Annotated in this window: 12 protein-coding genes and 1 pseudogene; 4 read left to right on the top strand and 9 right to left on the bottom strand. The window is 60.3% G+C overall.

Annotated features, from left to right (window positions below; translation table 11 throughout):
- Window positions 1-136 precede the first annotated feature (136 nt).
- Window positions 137-1501, top strand: coding sequence for a formimidoylglutamate deiminase (locus tag ACEN8Z_RS04380; protein ID WP_008002950.1), 1365 nt, complete (start codon window positions 137-139; stop codon window positions 1499-1501).
- A gap of 110 nt (window positions 1502-1611) precedes the next feature.
- Here ACEN8Z_RS04380 and ACEN8Z_RS04375 read toward each other — a convergent pair whose 3' ends face one another.
- Together ACEN8Z_RS04375 and ACEN8Z_RS04370 are read right to left on the bottom strand one after the other, a co-directional pair.
- Window positions 1612-2181 (bottom strand): lipocalin family protein, encoded by a 570-nt coding sequence (locus ACEN8Z_RS04375; RefSeq protein ID WP_495596887.1) that lies wholly within the window; start codon window positions 2179-2181, stop codon window positions 1612-1614.
- A gap of 30 nt (window positions 2182-2211) precedes the next feature.
- Window positions 2212-2466, bottom strand: a complete 255-nt coding sequence (locus ACEN8Z_RS04370) for a hypothetical protein (protein WP_008002948.1) — start codon at window positions 2464-2466, stop codon at window positions 2212-2214.
- Between the two features lie 283 nt (window positions 2467-2749).
- Between ACEN8Z_RS04370 and ACEN8Z_RS04365 the strand changes: the two are divergent.
- Together ACEN8Z_RS04365 and ACEN8Z_RS04360 are read left to right on the top strand one after the other, a co-directional pair.
- Window positions 2750-3784, top strand: a pseudogene (locus tag ACEN8Z_RS04365) (HAMP domain-containing protein); the annotation flags it as partial.
- A 93-nt stretch (window positions 3785-3877) separates the two neighbouring features.
- Complete coding sequence (locus tag ACEN8Z_RS04360) at window positions 3878-4642, top strand: methyl-accepting chemotaxis protein (protein ID WP_412071740.1); 765 nt, start codon at window positions 3878-3880, stop codon at window positions 4640-4642.
- 133 nt (window positions 4643-4775) lie between these two features.
- Here the strand turns inward: ACEN8Z_RS04360 and ACEN8Z_RS04355 are convergent, their stop codons facing one another.
- The 5 genes from ACEN8Z_RS04355 to ACEN8Z_RS04335 form a co-directional block, all read right to left on the bottom strand.
- Window positions 4776-5378, bottom strand: coding sequence for a DUF924 family protein (locus ACEN8Z_RS04355; RefSeq protein ID WP_495596886.1), 603 nt, complete (start codon window positions 5376-5378; stop codon window positions 4776-4778).
- A gap of 3 nt (window positions 5379-5381) precedes the next feature.
- A complete protein-coding gene (locus ACEN8Z_RS04350) occupies window positions 5382-6392 on the bottom strand; it encodes a class 1 fructose-bisphosphatase (protein WP_277533749.1) in 1011 nt (336 codons plus the stop codon).
- A 273-nt stretch (window positions 6393-6665) separates the two neighbouring features.
- Window positions 6666-8039, bottom strand: coding sequence for a DUF3999 domain-containing protein (locus tag ACEN8Z_RS04345; RefSeq protein WP_495596885.1), 1374 nt, complete (start codon window positions 8037-8039; stop codon window positions 6666-6668).
- Window positions 8036-11242, bottom strand: a complete 3207-nt coding sequence (locus tag ACEN8Z_RS04340; protein ID WP_495596884.1) for a DUF2339 domain-containing protein — start codon at window positions 11240-11242, stop codon at window positions 8036-8038. The genes ACEN8Z_RS04345 and ACEN8Z_RS04340 overlap by 4 nt, the downstream gene beginning before the upstream one ends.
- A gap of 289 nt (window positions 11243-11531) precedes the next feature.
- Window positions 11532-13982, bottom strand: coding sequence for a glycogen/starch/alpha-glucan phosphorylase (locus ACEN8Z_RS04335; protein ID WP_495596883.1), 2451 nt, complete (start codon window positions 13980-13982; stop codon window positions 11532-11534).
- A 256-nt stretch (window positions 13983-14238) separates the two neighbouring features.
- On the opposite strand from ACEN8Z_RS04335, the gene ACEN8Z_RS04330 reads away from it, so the two are divergent.
- On the top strand, window positions 14239-14676 hold the full coding sequence (locus ACEN8Z_RS04330) for a YkgJ family cysteine cluster protein (protein WP_007989226.1): 438 nt from the start codon (window positions 14239-14241) through the stop codon (window positions 14674-14676).
- A 232-nt stretch (window positions 14677-14908) separates the two neighbouring features.
- On the opposite strand, the gene typA is transcribed toward ACEN8Z_RS04330, so the two are convergent.
- Entirely contained in the window at window positions 14909-16729 is a 1821-nt protein-coding gene (gene typA / locus ACEN8Z_RS04325) for a translational GTPase TypA (protein WP_007989225.1), read from the bottom strand.
- A 139-nt stretch (window positions 16730-16868) separates the two neighbouring features.
- A complete protein-coding gene (thiI, locus tag ACEN8Z_RS04320) occupies window positions 16869-18323 on the bottom strand; it encodes a tRNA uracil 4-sulfurtransferase ThiI (RefSeq protein ID WP_008002931.1) in 1455 nt (484 codons plus the stop codon).
- Window positions 18324-18369 lie beyond the last annotated feature (46 nt).

The raw sequence follows: 18369 nt of genomic DNA, 5'->3' as shown, positions 1-18369 counted from the left end.
AACGGAGAGACTGGAGGCGGAGTCGGCACGGTTAATCCTTGGTCGTTTAGTAAATATCGCTAGCTTGCCGGAGTTTACCGGGCAGGCAAACGTCTGTATATGTATATACAAATAACACACGATGAGGTGCTGAACCATGTCCGCCTTCTTTGCCGAACGCGCGCTGCTGCCTAGTGGATGGGCCAACAATGTACGTCTTGAGGTCAGCGCCGACGGCGTATTGACCCATGTCCAGGCCAATTCCCATGCAGATGGCGCCGAGCGGTTGAGCGGTCCGCTGCTGCCGGGCATGCCGAATCTGCACTCCCACGCTTTCCAGCGGGCCATGGCCGGGCTGGCGGAAGTGGCGGGTAATCCGAACGACAGTTTCTGGACCTGGCGCGACCTGATGTATCGCCTCGTCGGAAAAATCAGCCCGGAACAACTCGGCGTCATCGCCCGTCAGCTATACATCGAAATGCTCAAGGCCGGTTACACCTCGGTCGCGGAATTTCACTACGTGCATCACGACATCAATGGTCAGCCTTACGCAGATCCGGCCGAACTGGCCCTGCGCATCAGCCAGGCCGCCAGTTCAGCGGGTATTGGTTTGACACTGCTGCCGGTGCTCTACAGCCACTCCGGTTTCGGTGGCCAAGCGCCGAACGACGGTCAGCGCCGCTTTATCAACAGCACCGAAAACTACCTCAAGCTGCAGTCGCGCCTGCAACCGCTCCTGGCGCAACAACCGGCGCAAGCCCTGGGCCTGTGTTTCCACTCGTTGCGTGCGGTCACGCCGCAGCAGATCAGCGAAGTGCTGGCAGCCAGCGACAAGCAGTGCCCGGTGCACATCCACATTGCCGAGCAGCAGAAAGAAGTCGACGACTGCCTGACCTGGAGCGGTCGTCGCCCGCTGCAATGGCTGTACGAAAACATCGATGTCGACCAACGCTGGTGCCTGGTCCACGCGACCCATGCCAACCCGGAGGAAGTCACCTCGATGGCCAAGAGTCGCGCCATCGCCGGCCTGTGCCTGACCACCGAAGCCAACCTGGGCGACGGGATTTTCCCGGCGGTGGATTTCCTCGCCCAGGGTGGCCGCATGGGCATCGGTTCCGATAGCCATGTGTCGTTGAGCGTGGTGGAAGAATTGCGTTGGCTGGAATACGGCCAGCGTCTGCGCGACCAGCGGCGTAATCGTTTGTATGGCGCGGATCAGCCAATGGTCGGCCGCACGTTGTTTGATGCCGCGCTGGATGGCGGTGCTCAGGCGCTGGGCCAGCCGATTGGTGCACTGGAAGTCGGCAAGCGCGCCGACTGGCTGGTGCTCGACGGCAACGATCCGTATCTGGCAACGGCCAGTGGCGACGGAATTCTCAATCGCTGGTTGTTTGCCGGTGGCGATCGCCAGGTGCGGGATGTGTTGGTCAATGGCCAGTGGGTGGTGCGTGACGGTCGGCATGCCGGCGAAGAAGAAAGCAATCGGGCGTTCACCCAGGTACTGCGTGACCTTCTAGGCTGACACCAAAACAATACTGTAGGAGCGAGCTTGCTCGCGATGGAGTGTCAGTCGACACCAATGCGCCTGATACACCATCGCGAGCAAGCTCGCTCCTACAAGGATTTGTGCAGTTAGTCCGAGGTCTCGGCCATCTGCTGTTCCGACGCTCGCCAGATCAGCCGCGTAGTGTCGTAACCCTGCTGACGCGCCTTGCTCAGCAGCTCCTCACGCACCACACCGTTCACGGTTGGCGTGCGCGACAACAGCCACAAATATTTCCGGCTCGGGTCACCGACAATGGCGGTCTTGTAGTCATCGCTGACGTACAGCACCCAGTATTCGCCCTTCGCCGCACCCGGGATCAGCCTGGAGAACCAGGTATCGAACTCGAGCCACAGTTTGTCGCCCTTGCCGGGCACCTGTGGATAAGCCGTACCCTTGACCTCTTCCCATTGCCACTGCGCCGTCAGGCAGCGGTTCAGCACCGCCACGTTACCGTCAGGCTTGAGCGTGTAATGGGCTTCGGATTGCGCGCAGTCACGCTGGAAGTACATCGGCATACGAGCCAGCTCGTACCAGGTGCCCTGGTAGCGCTTGAGGTTGACGCTTTTGACAGTCTTGGGGGCCAATGGGTCCTGGCCAGGCGTGGCACAGCCGGCCAATACCAGGCCAGCAAAAAGGATGATCAATAACCGCTTCATTATTTTTCTCCCGAGGGCAATTGCCCCGGTTTACTTCAGGCCTTGGCCGGAAAACATCAGCACTTTGTCACCGGCGAACTGCACGCTGATAAAGCTGTTCTTGTCGCCCCAGGTGCAACTGGACATGCCGAGAGCGCCTGAACAATCGGCAGGTTTGCCCAACAGGGTCTCCACGTCGACCTTGGCCATGCCGGCCGAGAGCTTCGAGTAGTTTTCCTGATTGACCTTGCTGCAGGCAGCGAGCAATACGCAGAACGAAAGCAGGGCGATGGAACGCAGCGACATGGTGAAACTCCGGGGGGGCGTAGGGGATTGGCATGGCTGCCAAGCTGAAGCTTAGAAGAGAAAACCCCTGTCAGGTTCCCTGCCAGGCAGGCTATTTATCGGGCCACTCGTCTACCTTTTGCCAAAAATCAGCCATTTTCCTTGTTCATCGAGCATTTCGTCGTTTTTCAGAAAATCCGCCTAATCTTTGGCGCCGTTCAGTCGACATAAATGCAACGCAAAGCTACATCGGTGGCATTTGCTCCCCCCTTTTGTAGACCTGACCCTCTGCGGTAGCTCATCCATGACCAGAAACATGAAGTTCAGCCACAAGATATTGCTGGCTGCCGCCCTCGTGGTGGCTGTCGCATTCGCTTGTTTCATCCTGTTCAACGACTATCGCCAGCGCGAAACCTTGCGCAACAGTACCGAAGCCTCGATGCAGGAACTCGGCAGCCTGACCACCAGCAACATCCAGACCTGGCTGGAAAGCCGCATGCAATTGCTGCAATCGATGGCCCAACAGGTCACCGCCGATGGCAATGCTCCCGCCAGCCTGAAACGGATCATCGACCTGCCCGCCTACACCGGCAACTTCCAGCTGAGCTACTTCGGTGGTGCCGACGGCGTGATGTTCTCGGTCCCGGCGGGCAACCGTGCGGCAGACTACGATCCACGCGCCCGTGGCTGGTACAAGGCGGCCAATAACGCGCAAAAGACCATCGTCACCGAACCGTATATCGCCGCCTCTTCCGGCAAACTGGTGATCACCGTGGCTACCCCTGTGCAGCACCTGGGCCAGATGATTGGCGTGGCCGGGGCTGACATCGACCTGTCCAGCGTCAGCGCGATCATCAATTCGCTGAACTTCGGCGGCCACGGTCATGCGTTTATCGTCGGTGCCGACGGCAAGATCCTGATTCACCCGGACAGCAAACTGGTGCTCAAGAGTCTGGCCGAGGCCTATCCGGGCGACACGCCGAAAGTCAGCCCAGGCATGAAGGAAGTCGAGATCGACGGCAAGCGCCAGTTCATCTCCTTCACCCACGTCAACGGCGTGCCATCGGCGGACTGGTACGTGGCGCTGGTGCTCGACCAGGAAACGGCGTTCTCGATGCTCAGCGAATTCCGCACCTCGGCGATCATCGCCATGGTGATTGCCGTGGTGATCATCATCGTCCTGCTGGGCATGCTGATCAGCCTGTTGATGCAGCCGCTGCTGACCATGGGCCGCGCCATGCACGACATTGCCGAAGGCGAAGGTGACCTGACCAAACGCCTGACCATTCACGGCCACGACGAATTTGGCGCATTGGGGCTGTCGTTCAACCGCTTCGTCGAGCGCATTCATACCTCGATCATCGAAGTGTCTTCGGCCACCGGCCAGGTCAACGAGGTGGCGTTGCGTGTAGTCGCCGCGTCAAACTCGTCGATGTTCAACTCCGACCAGCAAGCTTCGCGCACCAGCAGCGTGGCCGCGGCGATCAACCAGCTCGGTGCCGCCGCCCAGGAAATCGCCCAGAACGCCGCCCTCGCCTCGCAACATTCCAGCGATGCCCGCAGCCTGGCCGAAGACGGCCAACAGGTGGTGGATAAAACCATCGCGGCTATGCAGCAGTTGTCGGCCAAGATCAGCGATTCGTGCGGCAACATCGAAACCCTCAACAGTAATACGGTCAACATCGGGCAGATCCTGGAAGTGATCACCAGCATCTCCCAGCAAACCAACCTGCTGGCCCTGAACGCAGCCATTGAAGCGGCCCGCGCTGGCGAGGCCGGCCGTGGTTTTGCCGTGGTGGCCGATGAGGTGCGCAACCTCGCTCACCGCACCCAGGACTCGGCGCAGCAAGTGCAGACGATGATCGAAGAGTTGCAAGTCGGCGCCCGGGCAGCGGTGGGCATCATGACCGACAGCCAGCGCCAGAGCGAAAGCAGCGTCGGCATCGCCAACCAGGCAGGCGAACGCCTGGGCAGCGTGACCCAGCGCATCGGCGAAATCGATGGCATGAACCAGTCGGTCGCCACCGCAACTGAAGAACAGACGGCTGTGGTGGAGTCGATCAACGTCGACATCACCGAGATCAACACGCTGAACCAGGAAGGTGTGGAGAACCTGCAGGCGACCTTGCGTGCGTGTGCCGATCTTGAGCAGCAGGCGGCGCGGTTGAAGCAGTTGGTTGGCAGCTTCAGGATCTGAGGCGCGCTCACCGGCCCCTTCGCGGGCAAGCCCGCTCCCACAGGGATCTAGGGCGGGCACAAATTTTGTGTCCGACCAAATCAACTGTGGGAGCGGGCTTGCCCGCGAAGGCGGCATCAGCCGCCATGAAGATCTAGAACCTCGACCCAGGCCTCGACAGAAACGCCAGCTCCTCAGCCGTAGACTCCCTTCCCAACACCGCATTGCGATGCGGAAACCGCCCAAACTGCGCAATCACTTTCTGATGCCGCTCGGCATAGTCCAGGTAATCGCTGAACAGTGCCCGATCGCTCTCCGGCTGCTGCGCCACCAATTCGAGGTAGCGCGAGACGCCTTCATTCTGCACCGCAAGGTTTTCGCTGTGCTCGAACACCAGGTAGATGAACACCCGCTGAATCGGCTGCAACTGCCGGTCGAAATCCACGGCAATGCCTTGGGCCACCAGCTTTTGCGCCCGGAGATCGCCTGCAAAGGCTTTGGGAGTATCGCGAAAGATCATTCGCGGGAGTTGATCGAGCAACAGCACCAGCGCCAGCCAACCTTCGGGACGTTGCATCCACTCAGTCAATCCGCCGGCCAGTGCCTGCTCGACCCAGTCCCCGAAACGCTCACGCGCTTCGAGGTCCTGGCTGTCGCGCTTGCCAAACCACAACTTGCCCTTCTGCGCCGCCACTTCGCTCGCTGACTCGGAACTCCCGAACCACCAATCAAGCAACGGCTTCCAGGGCGCGGTCATGGTTTATTCCTTGTGGTAAGCCGTTACACGTGCAACTTCTTCTTTCGAACCCAGGAACACAGCCACACGCTGGTGCAGGCCGTTCGGCTGGATGTCGAGGATGCGCTGGTGGCCGTCGGTGGACGCACCGCCCGCTTGTTCCACGAGGAACGACATCGGGTTGGCTTCGTACATCAGGCGCAGTTTGCCTGGCTTGGAAGGCTCGCGACCGTCGCGTGGGTACATGAACAGACCGCCACGGGTCAGGATGCGGTGCACGTCGGCCACCATCGCGGCGACCCAGCGCATGTTGTAGTTCTTTTTCAGCGGGCCTTCTTCGCCTGCCAGCAATTCGCCGACGTAGCGCTGTACCGGAGCTTCCCAGTGACGCTGGTTGGACGCGTTGATGGCGAATTCCTGGGTGCTTTCAGGAATGGTGATGTTTTCGTGAGTCAGGACGAAGCTGCCCATTTCACGGTCCAGGGTGAAGCCTTTCACGCCGTCGCCCAGGGTCAGGATCAGCATGGTCTGTGGACCGTAGATGGCGTAACCGGCGGCCACTTGCTGGGTGCCTGGCTGCAGGAAGGCCTTTTCGTTCAAGGGCTCGTTCTGGCTCAGGTATTCGTTCGGGCAACGCAGTACCGAGAAGATAGTGCCTACCGGCGCGTTGATATCGATGTTCGACGAACCGTCCAGCGGGTCGAATACCAGCAGGTACGCGCCTTTCGGGTATTTGCCCGGGATCTGGTAGGCGTTGTCCATTTCTTCGGACGCCATGCCGGCCAGGTGACCGCCCCATTCGTTGGCTTCGAGCAGGATTTCGTTGGAGATCACGTCGAGCTTCTTCTGCACTTCGCCCTGGACGTTTTCAGTGCCCATGCTGCCCAGAACGCCACCCAGGGCGCCTTTGGACACGGCGTGGCTGATCTCCTTGCAGGCACGCGCCACCACTTCGATCAGGAAGCGCAGATCGGCAGGAGTGTTGTTGCTGCGGGTCTGCTCAATCAAATAGCGACTCAAGGTAACGCGGGACATGGAAGGCTCCGGTGGAATGGGGGGGCTAAAAACCCGCGCAGTTTAACGCGAGTCGGGGCGCATTTCCTCCTATCAGACGTGATCGGTCAAAGAGAGTTCATGTGCGGGGATGAGCGTAGTTGGAAATAGGCTGGGTGTGAGCTGGAAAGTAGCGGTCATCTCAGCATTTTTATTGACTGATATACCGCTATCGCGAGCAAGCTCGCTCCCACAGGGACAGCGCAATACCTGTGGGAGCGAGCTTGCTCGCGATAGGGTGCGCAGCACCCACAATCAAGGTTTGGCAGTAGACTTGCGCAGCAAACTGAACGCCATCGCCACCAGGAACACCACGCAGAGCAACAACACCGCCCACAACCCGAATTTCTTCCAGTGAGTGTCGATCGGCGCAGACGTGGTGACCGTCGACGGCTTCCTAGCCTCCGACCCGACATCCACCATGGCCCTGCCCAGGGTCGCCAGTTTCTCCGGGGTGTAATCAGGAATCAGCGTCGACAGCGGCAAGTTCGCGGTCTTCACGGTCGCATTCCCCAGCGCCAGCGTGTAAGGCCCTGGCCCACGCGCCAGGAACACCAGTTGCGTGGCGCGCACGGCAAACTTCAGCGTCGGCACTTGAACACCCAGGCCACCGCCGCGTTCGTCCACGGTCAGTTTCAATTGCTGCACGAATTGCCCTGACAACGGCAATTCGTTTTGCACCACGTCCTGACCGTTCTGGGTCAGGCGATAAAGCAAACCGCTGACCACTGGCTGCCACGGCAGACTGCTGTCGCGACGACCGGTCAGGCTCACCGGCGCCAGGCTGTTGGGTTGGCTCAACTCGACCTGCACTCGCTCGACATTCAGCCCCATCGGCAACTGCCAGGTGTATTCACCCGCCTTCACGCTGCTGCCGGCCAACGCCTGGGACCAGACCAACGGCAGCGGCAGGCTGCGGGTACTGGCGCTTTGCAGTTGCGCCGAAGTCAGTGTCGGTGCCGAATGCGGTGTGATCCACAGCAACCGCAAGTAGCGCGCCGACTGGCCCGGCAGGCTGATTGCACGCTGTTCGACCCGCTCGTCGGAAAAGATCAGGCGCGCCACCTGCCCTTCGCCCCAGGACCGCCAATGCTGCAAATCGTCGCTGGCTTCGAGGGTGAAACGCTGGAAGCCGTCGCGTTCGCTGGTCCAGTCGATAATCAATTGCTGCAACGGCGCCTTGATCGCGGACGCGTCGAGCAACCAGCCGCGCAACTCCTCCTCACCCGCCTCCAGCGGACTGGAGGGCTGCACCTCCACCAACGTGCCGTTGGCGCTCGATTGCACCCGCACGCTCGGCGCGGTTTCTGTGGCGTCCACCGAGTTGTACAACGGAAACCATTTCACCTCGGTCAAGGTGCGCGTTTCACTGCTCTGCGCCGTCTGCCGGGCCAGGGCATAAGCCTGAACATCGCCCACGGCGTTGAACACACGCACATCGCTCAAATCGGCCTGCCGTGCATTCAGTTGTACGTTCAGGGGCAGTTCAAGGCGATACCAAGGGCCTTCGCCCGTTACCGACAAGGGCACTTGGGTGGTGAAATCCGCCGGTTTTTCCTGGGCAGCCGCCGACAACACCACTCCCATGGCAACAGCGCCCAGCCAACCCAGGTTCAGCTTCTGACTCAAGACGACACTCCTTCTGATTCCGGGACCGGTTTCTCGATATCCGGCACAGCTTCGGCACGCTTGGGCGGCAGCGGGGCGAAATAGCCCACCACCAGCAGCAACACGCCGACACCGATAAACGACACGATCCGCGCCAGCCCGCCGCGATTACTCAATTCGACAAAGAACAGCTTGGCCACGACCACACCGATCAAAGCGGCGCCGATCAACCAGACTTCGCGGCGGCGACACAAGTGGCCGCCGATCATCAGGCTCAGGGCCATCAGGGTCCAGACGATGGACAGGCCGGCTTGTACCCGCATCGACCCCAGCAACAGATCCAGCTCGAACGGCACCCCGCTCCACTGGTGCGCCGTACGCATTACCAATGCAGTAAAGAACACGAACAGCGAGGCACCAGCGACCCCTTGCGTGGCGATGGCGGCGTAATCCTTGCGGATCGCCAGTTGTGTCATCGCGCTGCGGGACCAGACATAGACGCCGAACAACGCAAACAACAGGCCCAGCTCCAGCGGGTTGATTAATGGCACGTAAGGCAGCGGCTCGGCGTTGCCGTCACTGGCGACATTCGCCAGCCAGAACCAACCGAGCATCAACAACGCCAGTGGCGCGGCGGCGTATACACGGTATTCGCGCGGATACGCCGACAACGGCCAAGGCCACGCGCGAGGTGCAGCCATCAGCACCAGGTACAGACTTGGCAGAATCGCCCAACCCAACCAGCGCCAGGCGTTGTATTGCTCGGACAACACCAGCAAGCCGTAACGCCACTCCAGAGCCAGCACCCCCATCAACAGCCAGCAGCCGAGCACATGGGCGACACCCGGCACGCGCGCCGGCAGCATTGGCGCCAGGCGTCGCAGGGAGATGAAATGCACCACGAACACGGCGGCCCACGCCAGCCAGCCAAAGTTGGCGGCCGGGTGATATCGCGGGTGCCAGGCCGCCAGCAGCACCAGCGCCGCAGCGGGAATCAACGCCGTGCAGAGTACTCCCAGCGACGGCCAACTCAGGCGCAGCGCCAACACCGTCCACAGCGCAACACTCACGGCAGCGATGCTCAACAACAAAGTCACCTGCATCGGCAGCGGCGCAAAATGCAGCACTTCGATGACCCAGGCCAACGCCCACCAGCCTGCGCCCCACACCAGCAACGCCTGGGACAACCGCAACAGACTCAGCCCTTCGAATGCTCCGAGCGAATGACCCATCTGCAAACGCCAAGCCCCGACCATCGCGGCCAGCCCCAACATCAGCGGCGCCCAGAACCCGCCATGGGTCATGGGTTGCAGGCCGTCACTGAACTGCGGTCCTGTCACCAGGAACAGCGCGCCACCCAACCATTGCACAGCGAGCGCGGTGAACACGAACGTGCGCGATGACAGGCGCAAGCCAACAAACAACGTCAGCGCCCCGGCCAAGGCCCAACTGATCACCGTGCCGTGGCTGAAGAAAAACAGCGGTGCCAGCAAATAGAGAAACGCCAGTCCAAGACAAGCCAACACCGGCAGGCCTTTCAGCTCCAAGGGCCTGATCTGTTCCGGCAAGGCTTTACGCAACTGGTAGAAGCTGAACAACAACGCGACGCCCAGTAACAGCGCGCCTAACGGCACGCCACCGAGCAGGCTGCTCTCGCTGTTGTGCAACTCGCCGAGAAACGCCAGCGCCGAACCCAGTTGCAGGAGCAAGGCAAACGCCCGGGCCAAGGGCCTTTGTTGGCGCAGGCCGAGCCAGAAGATCCCCGCGCCTTCCACCGCCCACGCCGCCGTCGTCCAGCGTGCATCGAGCCCCAGCGGAATCGCCAGGCTGGCGAAGATCACCCCCAAGGCCAGGCAGGTTTCCCCCAGCAACAGCGTGCGCCCGGCCATCAACCAACGGGCGAGCCCCATGTAAATCATGCCCAGCGCCAAGGCACTGAACGCCGCAGCGAACTCCAGATGCTGCACCAGTGCGAACTGCAAGCCGAAACCCACCAGAGGCGGGCCGAACAGCAGCGTGCCGTCGACGTAATCACCCTTGCGCGCGGACCACTGCAGCAGCGCTTCGCGACTGCCCTCTGCCGGTGCGTCGCTCATCTGCATCAGCTTGCGCCGGGCGTACAGCAGACCAATGGCCAGGTACATCAGGAAAAACACAATCAGAAACGGCTCGGTGCTCCACAGCAACTCCGGCAAGTAGGAGCGCAGGCCCCAGGCGAAACCGATGCCGAAGGTGCCGGTGAACCCGATGACATTCAGCAGGCGCCAGGCCTTGAACCAGGCAATGGCGAGGATGCCGGCGTTGAGCAAGGTGAAATAGCTGAACAGCGCGACGTGGCTGCCGGCGCCGGTGGAGGCCAGGATGGGCGCGGCGAAGCCACCCAGTGCGGCAACGGCGGCCAGCCCCAGGGAATCCTGGGTAATGGCGAGAATCGCCGAACAGACTGTCACCGCCACCAGCAGGCCAAACGCCGCCGAGGGGTCGAGTAGCGGATGCAAGCGCATTGCGGCAAACACCGTCAAGTACAACACGGCGATCCCGGTGCCTTGCAGGATCAACGCGTAACTGCTGTTGCGCGTTCGCAACCACCAACCCAGCCCGAGCAACCCCAAGGCTGCTGCCGCAACGCCTGCGTAGCGCAACTCAAGCGGCACCACCACACCTTCGGTGGCATAGCGCAGCAAAAAGGCCAGGCCGAGGAACAGCAGCACCACGCCGACCCGCAACACCGTATTACCGCCGAACAACCAGGCACGGGCGCGACTGATGGCACGGTCGATGAGATTCGGGCTACGCGGGGGGACAGGTGGTTGTGCCTGGCGAGCGATTGTTTCTGGCTTCCAGGCATCGACGGGCTGCGGACGACCGGTTTCGGAGGCCGCGACGGCTATCGGCTCGAGTTCGGGGGGCAGTTCCCAGATCAATTCCGGGGCTGCGGCGGGTGGTTCATCAAGGATGGTTTCAGGCGATACGAGCGGTTCACGGGTTTCCGGCGCCTTGACGCCCGATGCTTCGAGCAGCGCCAGCCGTTGCTCGACCGCTTGCAGCGCAACCTGTGCCTGATCCAGCAGGCGTTGCTGCTCCACCGCTCGAGAGTCCATACGAGCCATGCGAAGGGTCTGGCCGATACCCAATCCGAGTAACGCGCCCAGCAGTGCATCACTGAATGACTCGTCGAGTATCCAGCCGAGCACCAGCCCTATCAGCATGAACATCCATTGCATAGTCGATATCCCTAAGCGGCCCCATCATGAGGCAAGTCCAAGCGGTACAGCGTCTGATCAGTCTAGTGTGAAAACACCACACCCCCTGTAGGAGCGAGCTTGCTCGCGATAGCGCACTGACATTCAACATCAATACTGAATGTTATGGCCTCATCGCGAGCAAGCTCGCTCCTACAAGGGATGGTGGTGTGTTCAGAATCTGATCAACCCTGCCGCTCGGCAATCCGGCGCCCAGTATATCGATCCGGCCCGGCAACAACCGGGCCTTGCTCGCAGTTCTGGCCGAAAACTACTCCAGTGCCTTCCAGATTTCCGTGGCGTACTCGCGAATGGTCCGGTCCGACGAGAACCAGCCCATCCGCGCCGTGTTCAACACCGCTGAACGCCACCACTCTTTCGAATCGTGCCAATGGTCTTCGACGCGCATCTGCGCGCTCCAGTAGGAATCGAAGTCGGCGCAGACCAGGAAGCGGTCGTAGTCCACCAGCGAATCGATCAATCCGGTGTAACGGGATGGATCATCCGGCGAGAACACCCCGCCACGAATCGCTTGCAGCACATCGTTCAGGCGATGGGACGCGGCGATGTCCGGTACGGCACTGAACTCATGGTTCTGCTTGCGCGCCTCCACCTGCTGCGCGCTGAGGCCGAAGATGAACATGTGCGCGGCGCCGATGCGCTCGCACATTTCCACGTTGGCCCCGTCCAGGGTGCCGATGGTCAGCGCGCCGTTCAGGCCGAATTTCATGTTGCTGGTGCCTGACGCTTCGAAACCGGCGGTGGAGATCTGCTCGGACAAATCCGCCGCCGGAATGATGCTCTCCGCCAGACTGACGTTGTAATTGGGCAGGAATACCACTTTGAGCAAGCCGCGCACGGTCGGGTCGTTGTTCACCACCCGGGCGATATCGTTGGTCAGCTTGATGATCAGTTTGGCCTGGTGATAACTCGCGGCCGCCTTGCCGGCGAAAATTTTCACTCGTGGCACCCAATCGATTTCAGGTTCCGCGCGGATCGCCTGGTACAACGCAACCGTGTGCATCAGGTTGAGCAACTGGCGTTTGTATTCGTGGATTCGCTTGACCTGCACGTCAAACATCGCCGCCGGATTGACCGCGACGCCCAAACGCTCATGAATCAGATACGCCAGGGCCTTCTTGCTGTGCAGGCGTTGTTCGGCAAACGCCTTGCGAAACGCGCTTTTCTCGGCGAACGGTTCGAGGGCGAGCAGCCGCTCTTCCGGGTTGTCCAGCACCGCAGAGCCCAGGGCATCAACCAGCATCGAGGTCAGCTCGGGGTTGGCCTGGTACAGCCAGCGGCGGAAGGTAATGCCGTTGGTCTTGTTGTTGATCCGCTCCGGGTAGAGCTTGTGCAGTTCGGAGAACACAGTTTGGCGCATCAGTTGCGTGTGCAGCCCGGACACACCGTTAATGCTGTGGGAACCGAGAAACGCCAGGTTGCCCATGCGCACCCGACGACCGTTGTCTTCCTCGATGAGCGACACCGCGCGCAACACGTCGAAGTCGTGAATGCCTTTGGCCCGCAGGGAGTCGATGTGCTGGGCGTTGATCAGGTAAATGATCTGCATGTGCCGCGGCAGCATGCGTTCCATCAAGCCGACCGGCCAGGTTTCCAGCGCTTCGGGCAGCAAGGTGTGGTTGGTGTAGGACAGCGTATCGACGGTGACCTGCCACGCCGCATCCCACGCCACGTCATACACGTCGACCAGTTGTCGCATCAGTTCAGCCACGGCAATCGAGGGATGAGTGTCGTTGAGCTGGATCGAAGCGTGATCGCCCAAGGTCAGCACCGAGGTGTGCATGTTGCGATGGCGGCGCAGCAGATCCTGCAATGAAGCGGCGACGAAGAAATACTCCTGGCGCAGGCGCAATTCCTGGCCGGCCTCGGTGCTGTCCGCCGGGTACAGCACCCGGGAGATACTTTCGGCCCGGGCTACTTCGGCCACGGCGCCCAGGTGGTCGCCGGCATTGAAACGCTCCAGATGCAGATCTTCCATGGCCCGGGCGCGCCACAGGCGCAGCGTGTTGACGCTCGCCCCGCGCCAGCCGACCACCGGCGTGTCGTAGGCAATGGCCCGCACGGTTTCCGCCGGGTGCCAGACTTGCCTGGACTTGCCGCTTTCATCGGTCACGGTTTCGACGCTGCCGCCAAAACCGATCGGATAAACCACTTCAGGCCGCTCGAATTCCCAGGGGTTGCCGAAATCCAGCCAGTGTTCGGTCTGCTCCTGCTGCCAGCCATCGACAATCGCCTGGCGGAACAACCCGTGCTCATAGCGGATGCCGTAGCCGTGACCCGCGATGCCGAGGGTCGACATGCTTTCCAGGAAACACGCCGCCAGTCGCCCGAGGCCGCCGTTGCCCAAGGCCGCATCGGGCTCCAGCATGCGGATGCGCTCAAGGTCGACGCCGAGTTCGGTCAAGGCCTCGCGAGCCACGTCGAGCAGGCCGAGGTTGCTCAGACTGTCAAAGAGCAGCCGACCGATGAGAAATTCCAGGGAGAGGTAGTAAACGCGCTTCTGACCTTTACGGTAGATCTGCCGCGTGTGGTCCATCCAGTGCTCGACCATGTGGTCCCGCGCGGCCAGGGCAATGGCTTCGAACCAGTCGTGGTCGAAGGCGTGATCCGGGTCTTTACCCACTGCATAGGTGAGTTTGGTCAAGACGGCGTCGCGGAATGCGGCCACCTCAGCTTCGCGAACAAGTGGTTCTTGAGTCATCGATAGGACCTCGAGCGAGCTTGGAGTTGTCTGAGCCTAGACGGTCTGACAGGCGGTAGAGGCTCTGGTTCGGCAGTTTTTCCTTTGAATACGAGCTGGATCGACATTGCGTTGTCTTGTGCCTGAATCAATGCAGGGCCCGTGCCTATTTTCCGGTTGTTTGCGCCGCCTGCGAAAAAATCTGGCGAAAGGTTGTTCAAAAATCCACCAGTCCCGGTATGATCGCGCGCCCTGATGCACACGCTGGTAACAACCGATGATGAAGCCGAACCTGATCGCCGCCGCAGAGATCGACCGCCTCGATACCTGGGCCAAGTACTCTGCCCCGATGTGCGGCTCGTGCATGTCCAGCTGCTGCACCCTGCCCGTCGAGGTCAAGATCAAGGATTTGATCCGCATCGGCATCGTCGACGAGTTCGAGCGCGGTGATCCGCCGAAGAACATCGCCAAGCGCCTGCAAAAGGAAGGGATCGTCGAGCGTTACAACCAGAAGTCGGAGATCTTCACACTCCAGCGCATGAGCAACAACGATTGCCTGTACCTGGATCGTAAGAGCCGTCTGTGCACTATTTATGAAAAGCGCCCGGATACTTGCCGTAACCACCCGAAAATCGGCCCGCGGCCGGGGTATTGCGCGTACAAACCGAAAGAAGTGGAGCGCGAGCGGAATTCGCGCAGTATCGAGCGGTTCTGATTTTTCCTGAAACTAGTGGCGGCTGATCGGCCGCCTTCGTCGGAACGCCGCCCGGAGCAAGCCCGCTCCCACAGGGGTTCTGTGGTGTTCACACAATTTGTGGTTCACCTCGAACACTGTGGGAGCGAGCCTGCTCGCGATGAGGCCGGCACAAACACCACACAAACCCCAGACAAACAAAAACGCCCCCGGCCTTTCGACCGGGGGCGTTTTCGTTAAGCCAGGCTAAATCTTATGCCTTGGCTTTCTTGGCAGCGCGGGTACGCTCGCTTTCGTCCAGGATCTTCTTGCGAAGACGGATGGACTTAGGAGTCACTTCACACAGCTCGTCGTCCTGGATGAATTCCAGAGCCTGTTCCAGGGTGAAGCGAACAGGTGGAACCAGGGCGATGGTTTCGTCTTTACCCGAAGCACGCATGTTGTCGAGCTTCTTGCCCTTGGTAGGGTTAACGCCCAGGTCGTTGTCACGGCTGTTCAGACCAACGATCTGACCGTTGTAGATTTCCTGACCGTGTTCAACGAACAGCTTGCCACGCGCCTGCAGGGTTTCCAGGGAGTAGGTCAGTGCCTTGCCGGTTTCAACCGAAACCAGAACGCCGTTCTGACGGCCGGACATGTCGCCGGACTTCATCACGTCGTAACGGTCGAAGATCGAGGTCAGGATGCCAGCGCCGTTGGTCAGGGTCAGGAACTGGTTACGGAAACCGATCAGACCACGAGCAGGGATGTTGTATTCCAGACGTACACGGCCCTTGCCATCCGGCACCATGTTGGTCAGGTCGCCCTTACGCAGGCCCATCTCTTCCATCACCTTGCCCTGGGATTCTTCCGGCAGGTCGATGGTGACGTTTTCGAACGGTTCGTGCTTCACGCCGTCAACCAGACGGATGATCACTTCCGGACGGCCTACAGCCATTTCGAAGCCTTCGCGACGCATGGTTTCGATCAGTACCGAGAGGTGCAGTTCGCCACGGCCGGAAACCTTGAACTTGTCAGCCGAGTCGCCTTCTTCAACGCGCAGTGCAACGTTGTACAGCAGCTCTTTGTCCAGACGTTCCTTGATGTTACGGGAAGTCACGAACTTGCCTTCTTTACCGCAGAATGGCGAGTCGTTTACCTGGAAGGTCATGGAAACGGTTGGCTCGTCGACGGTCAACGGCTTCATCGCTTCAACGGTGTCCGGGTGGCACAGGGTGTCAGAGATGAACAGCGAGTCCATACCGCTGATGCAGACGATGTCGCCTGCTGCAGCTTCTTCAACGTCTACACGGTGCAGACCGTGGTGACCCATCAGCTTCAGGATACGACCGTTACGCTTCTTGCCGTCGGCGCCGATAGCGACAACCGGGGTGTTCGGCTTGACGCGACCACGAGCGATACGGCCAACGCCGATAACACCCAGGAAGCTGTTGTAGTCCAGTGCGGAGATCTGCATCTGGAACGGACCTTCACGGTCAACAGCCGGCGCCGGTACGTTGTCGACGATCGACTGGTACAGCGGGGTCATGTCTTCAGCCATTTCGGTGTGGTCCAGACCGGCAATACCGTTCAGGGCCGAGGCGTAGACGACTTTGAAGTCCAGCTGTTCTTCGGTGGCACCCAGGTTGTCGAACAGGTCGAAGATCTGGTCCAGAACCCAGTCCGGACGCGCGCCTGGACGGTCAACCTTGTTGATGCACACGATCGGACGCAGGCCGGCTTCGAAAGCCTTCTTGGTCACGAAACGGGTTTGCGGCATAGGACCGTCTTGAGCGTCAACCAGCAGCAGAACGGAGTCGACCATCGACATTACGCGTTCAACTTCACCGCCGAAGTCGGCGTGGCCCGGGGTGTCCACGATGTTGATGTGGTAGCCGTTCCAGTTGATGGCGGTGTTTTTCGCCAGAATGGTGATACCGCGCTCTTTTTCCTGGTCGTTGGAGTCCATCACGCGCTCGTCGTTGAGCTCGTTGCGCTCCAGGGTGCCGGATTGACGCAGGAGTTTGTCTACCAGGGTGGTTTTACCATGGTCAACGTGGGCAATGATGGCGATGTTGCGTAGATTTTCGATCACTTGTGTATCTCGATCAGAGGATTCGGTGTGCTGACAAGTCTTGGCAGCGATTAACAGTAGCGTCCGTGAAAGCCGTTACAGCTTGACGGTGGCGTCGGGGGGCCGGTGACGCAGGCCACAGGCAAACAGCCCCGGGCACTTAGCTCGGTCGATAAACGCGCACATTGGCATGCCCCTCACTGAGCAAATGGTGGGCATGCAGGCGACTCATCACGCCTTTGTCGCAATACAGCAGGTACTGGCGAGTAGGGTCCAGTTCCTTGAAACGAGCGTTCAGTGCATAAAACGGCATCGTTTGTACCTCGATGCCAGCGAGGTCCAGCGGGTCGTCTTCAGCGGCATCCGGGTGACGGATATCGATGACGATCTGACCGGCCAGCGCTTCGCTGACTTCTTCAATCTGCAAGTCCTGGCCCAATTCGTCGATCACGCGATCGATCGGCACCAGCTTGGCGTTTTCGAGCGCACGCTCGAGCACCGCCATATCGAATTCTTTCTCTTCGTGCTCGACACGGTAGCGCTTGGCGGCCGTCTTCGGATTGACCGAAATGACCCCGCAGTACTCCGGCATGTGCCGGGCGAAATCGGCGGTGCCGATTTCGTTGGCCAAGTCGATGATGTCCTGCTTGTGACTGGCGATCAGCGGACGCAGTACCAGTTTGTCGGTCACGCAGTCGATCACGCTCAGGTTCGGCAATGTCTGGCTCGACACCTGGGAGATCGCCTCACCGGTGACCAGTGCCTCGATGTGCAGTCGATCGGCAATCCGGGACGAAGCGCGCAACATCATACGCTTCAATACTACGCCCATATGACTGTTATCGACTTTGCCGAGAATTTCGCCCAGCACTTCCTCGAACGGCACACTGACAAATAGCACGCGCTGGGAGCTGCCGTACTTCTTCCAGATGAAATGCGCGACTTCCATGACGCCCAGTTCGTGGGCACGTCCGCCCAGATTGAAGAAGCAGAAATGCGCCATCAGGCCGCGGCGCATGATCTGGTAGGCCGCAACGGTGGAATCGAAGCCGCCGGACATCAGCACCAGCGTCTGTTCCAGGGCGCCCAGCGGATATCCGCCGATGCCGTTGTGCTGACTGTGGATCACGAACAACCGTTGGTCGCGAACTTCGATTCGGACTTCGATTTCCGGTTTTTTCAGGTCGATCCCGGCGGCACCGCACTGACGACGCAACTGGCTGCCGACATATTTCTCAATATCTATCGAGCTGAATGGGTGCTTGCCGGCGCGTTTGCAACGCACCGAGAAAATCTTCCCGGCCAGTGCATCACCGTAGTGCTGCTTGCACTTCTCAACGATGTCGTCGAAATCGCCCAGCGGGTATTCATCGATTTGCAGGAAATGCGCGATGCCCGGCATGCAGCTCAGGCGCTCGCCCATCTCCTTCAAGGCCTTGGGGTCGCTGACGCGGGTTTCCAGCTCGAGGTTGTCCCACACGCCGTTCACCACCACGGCCGGGTCCAGATCGCGGAGCACGGCACGGATGTTCTTGGCCAATTGACGGATGAAACGCATCCGTACCGGGCGGCTCTTGATGGTGATCTCGGGGAAGACTTTTACGATTAATTTCATGGAAACAGCGCGCGCATGGCCTGCCGAAAAAGGGGGGCGCGGATTA

It is taken from the genome of Pseudomonas sp. Pseusp10, assembly GCF_059492225.1.
The sequence above is the reverse complement of the archived record's forward strand: the minus strand, read 5'-3'. Positions and strand labels throughout refer to the sequence as shown.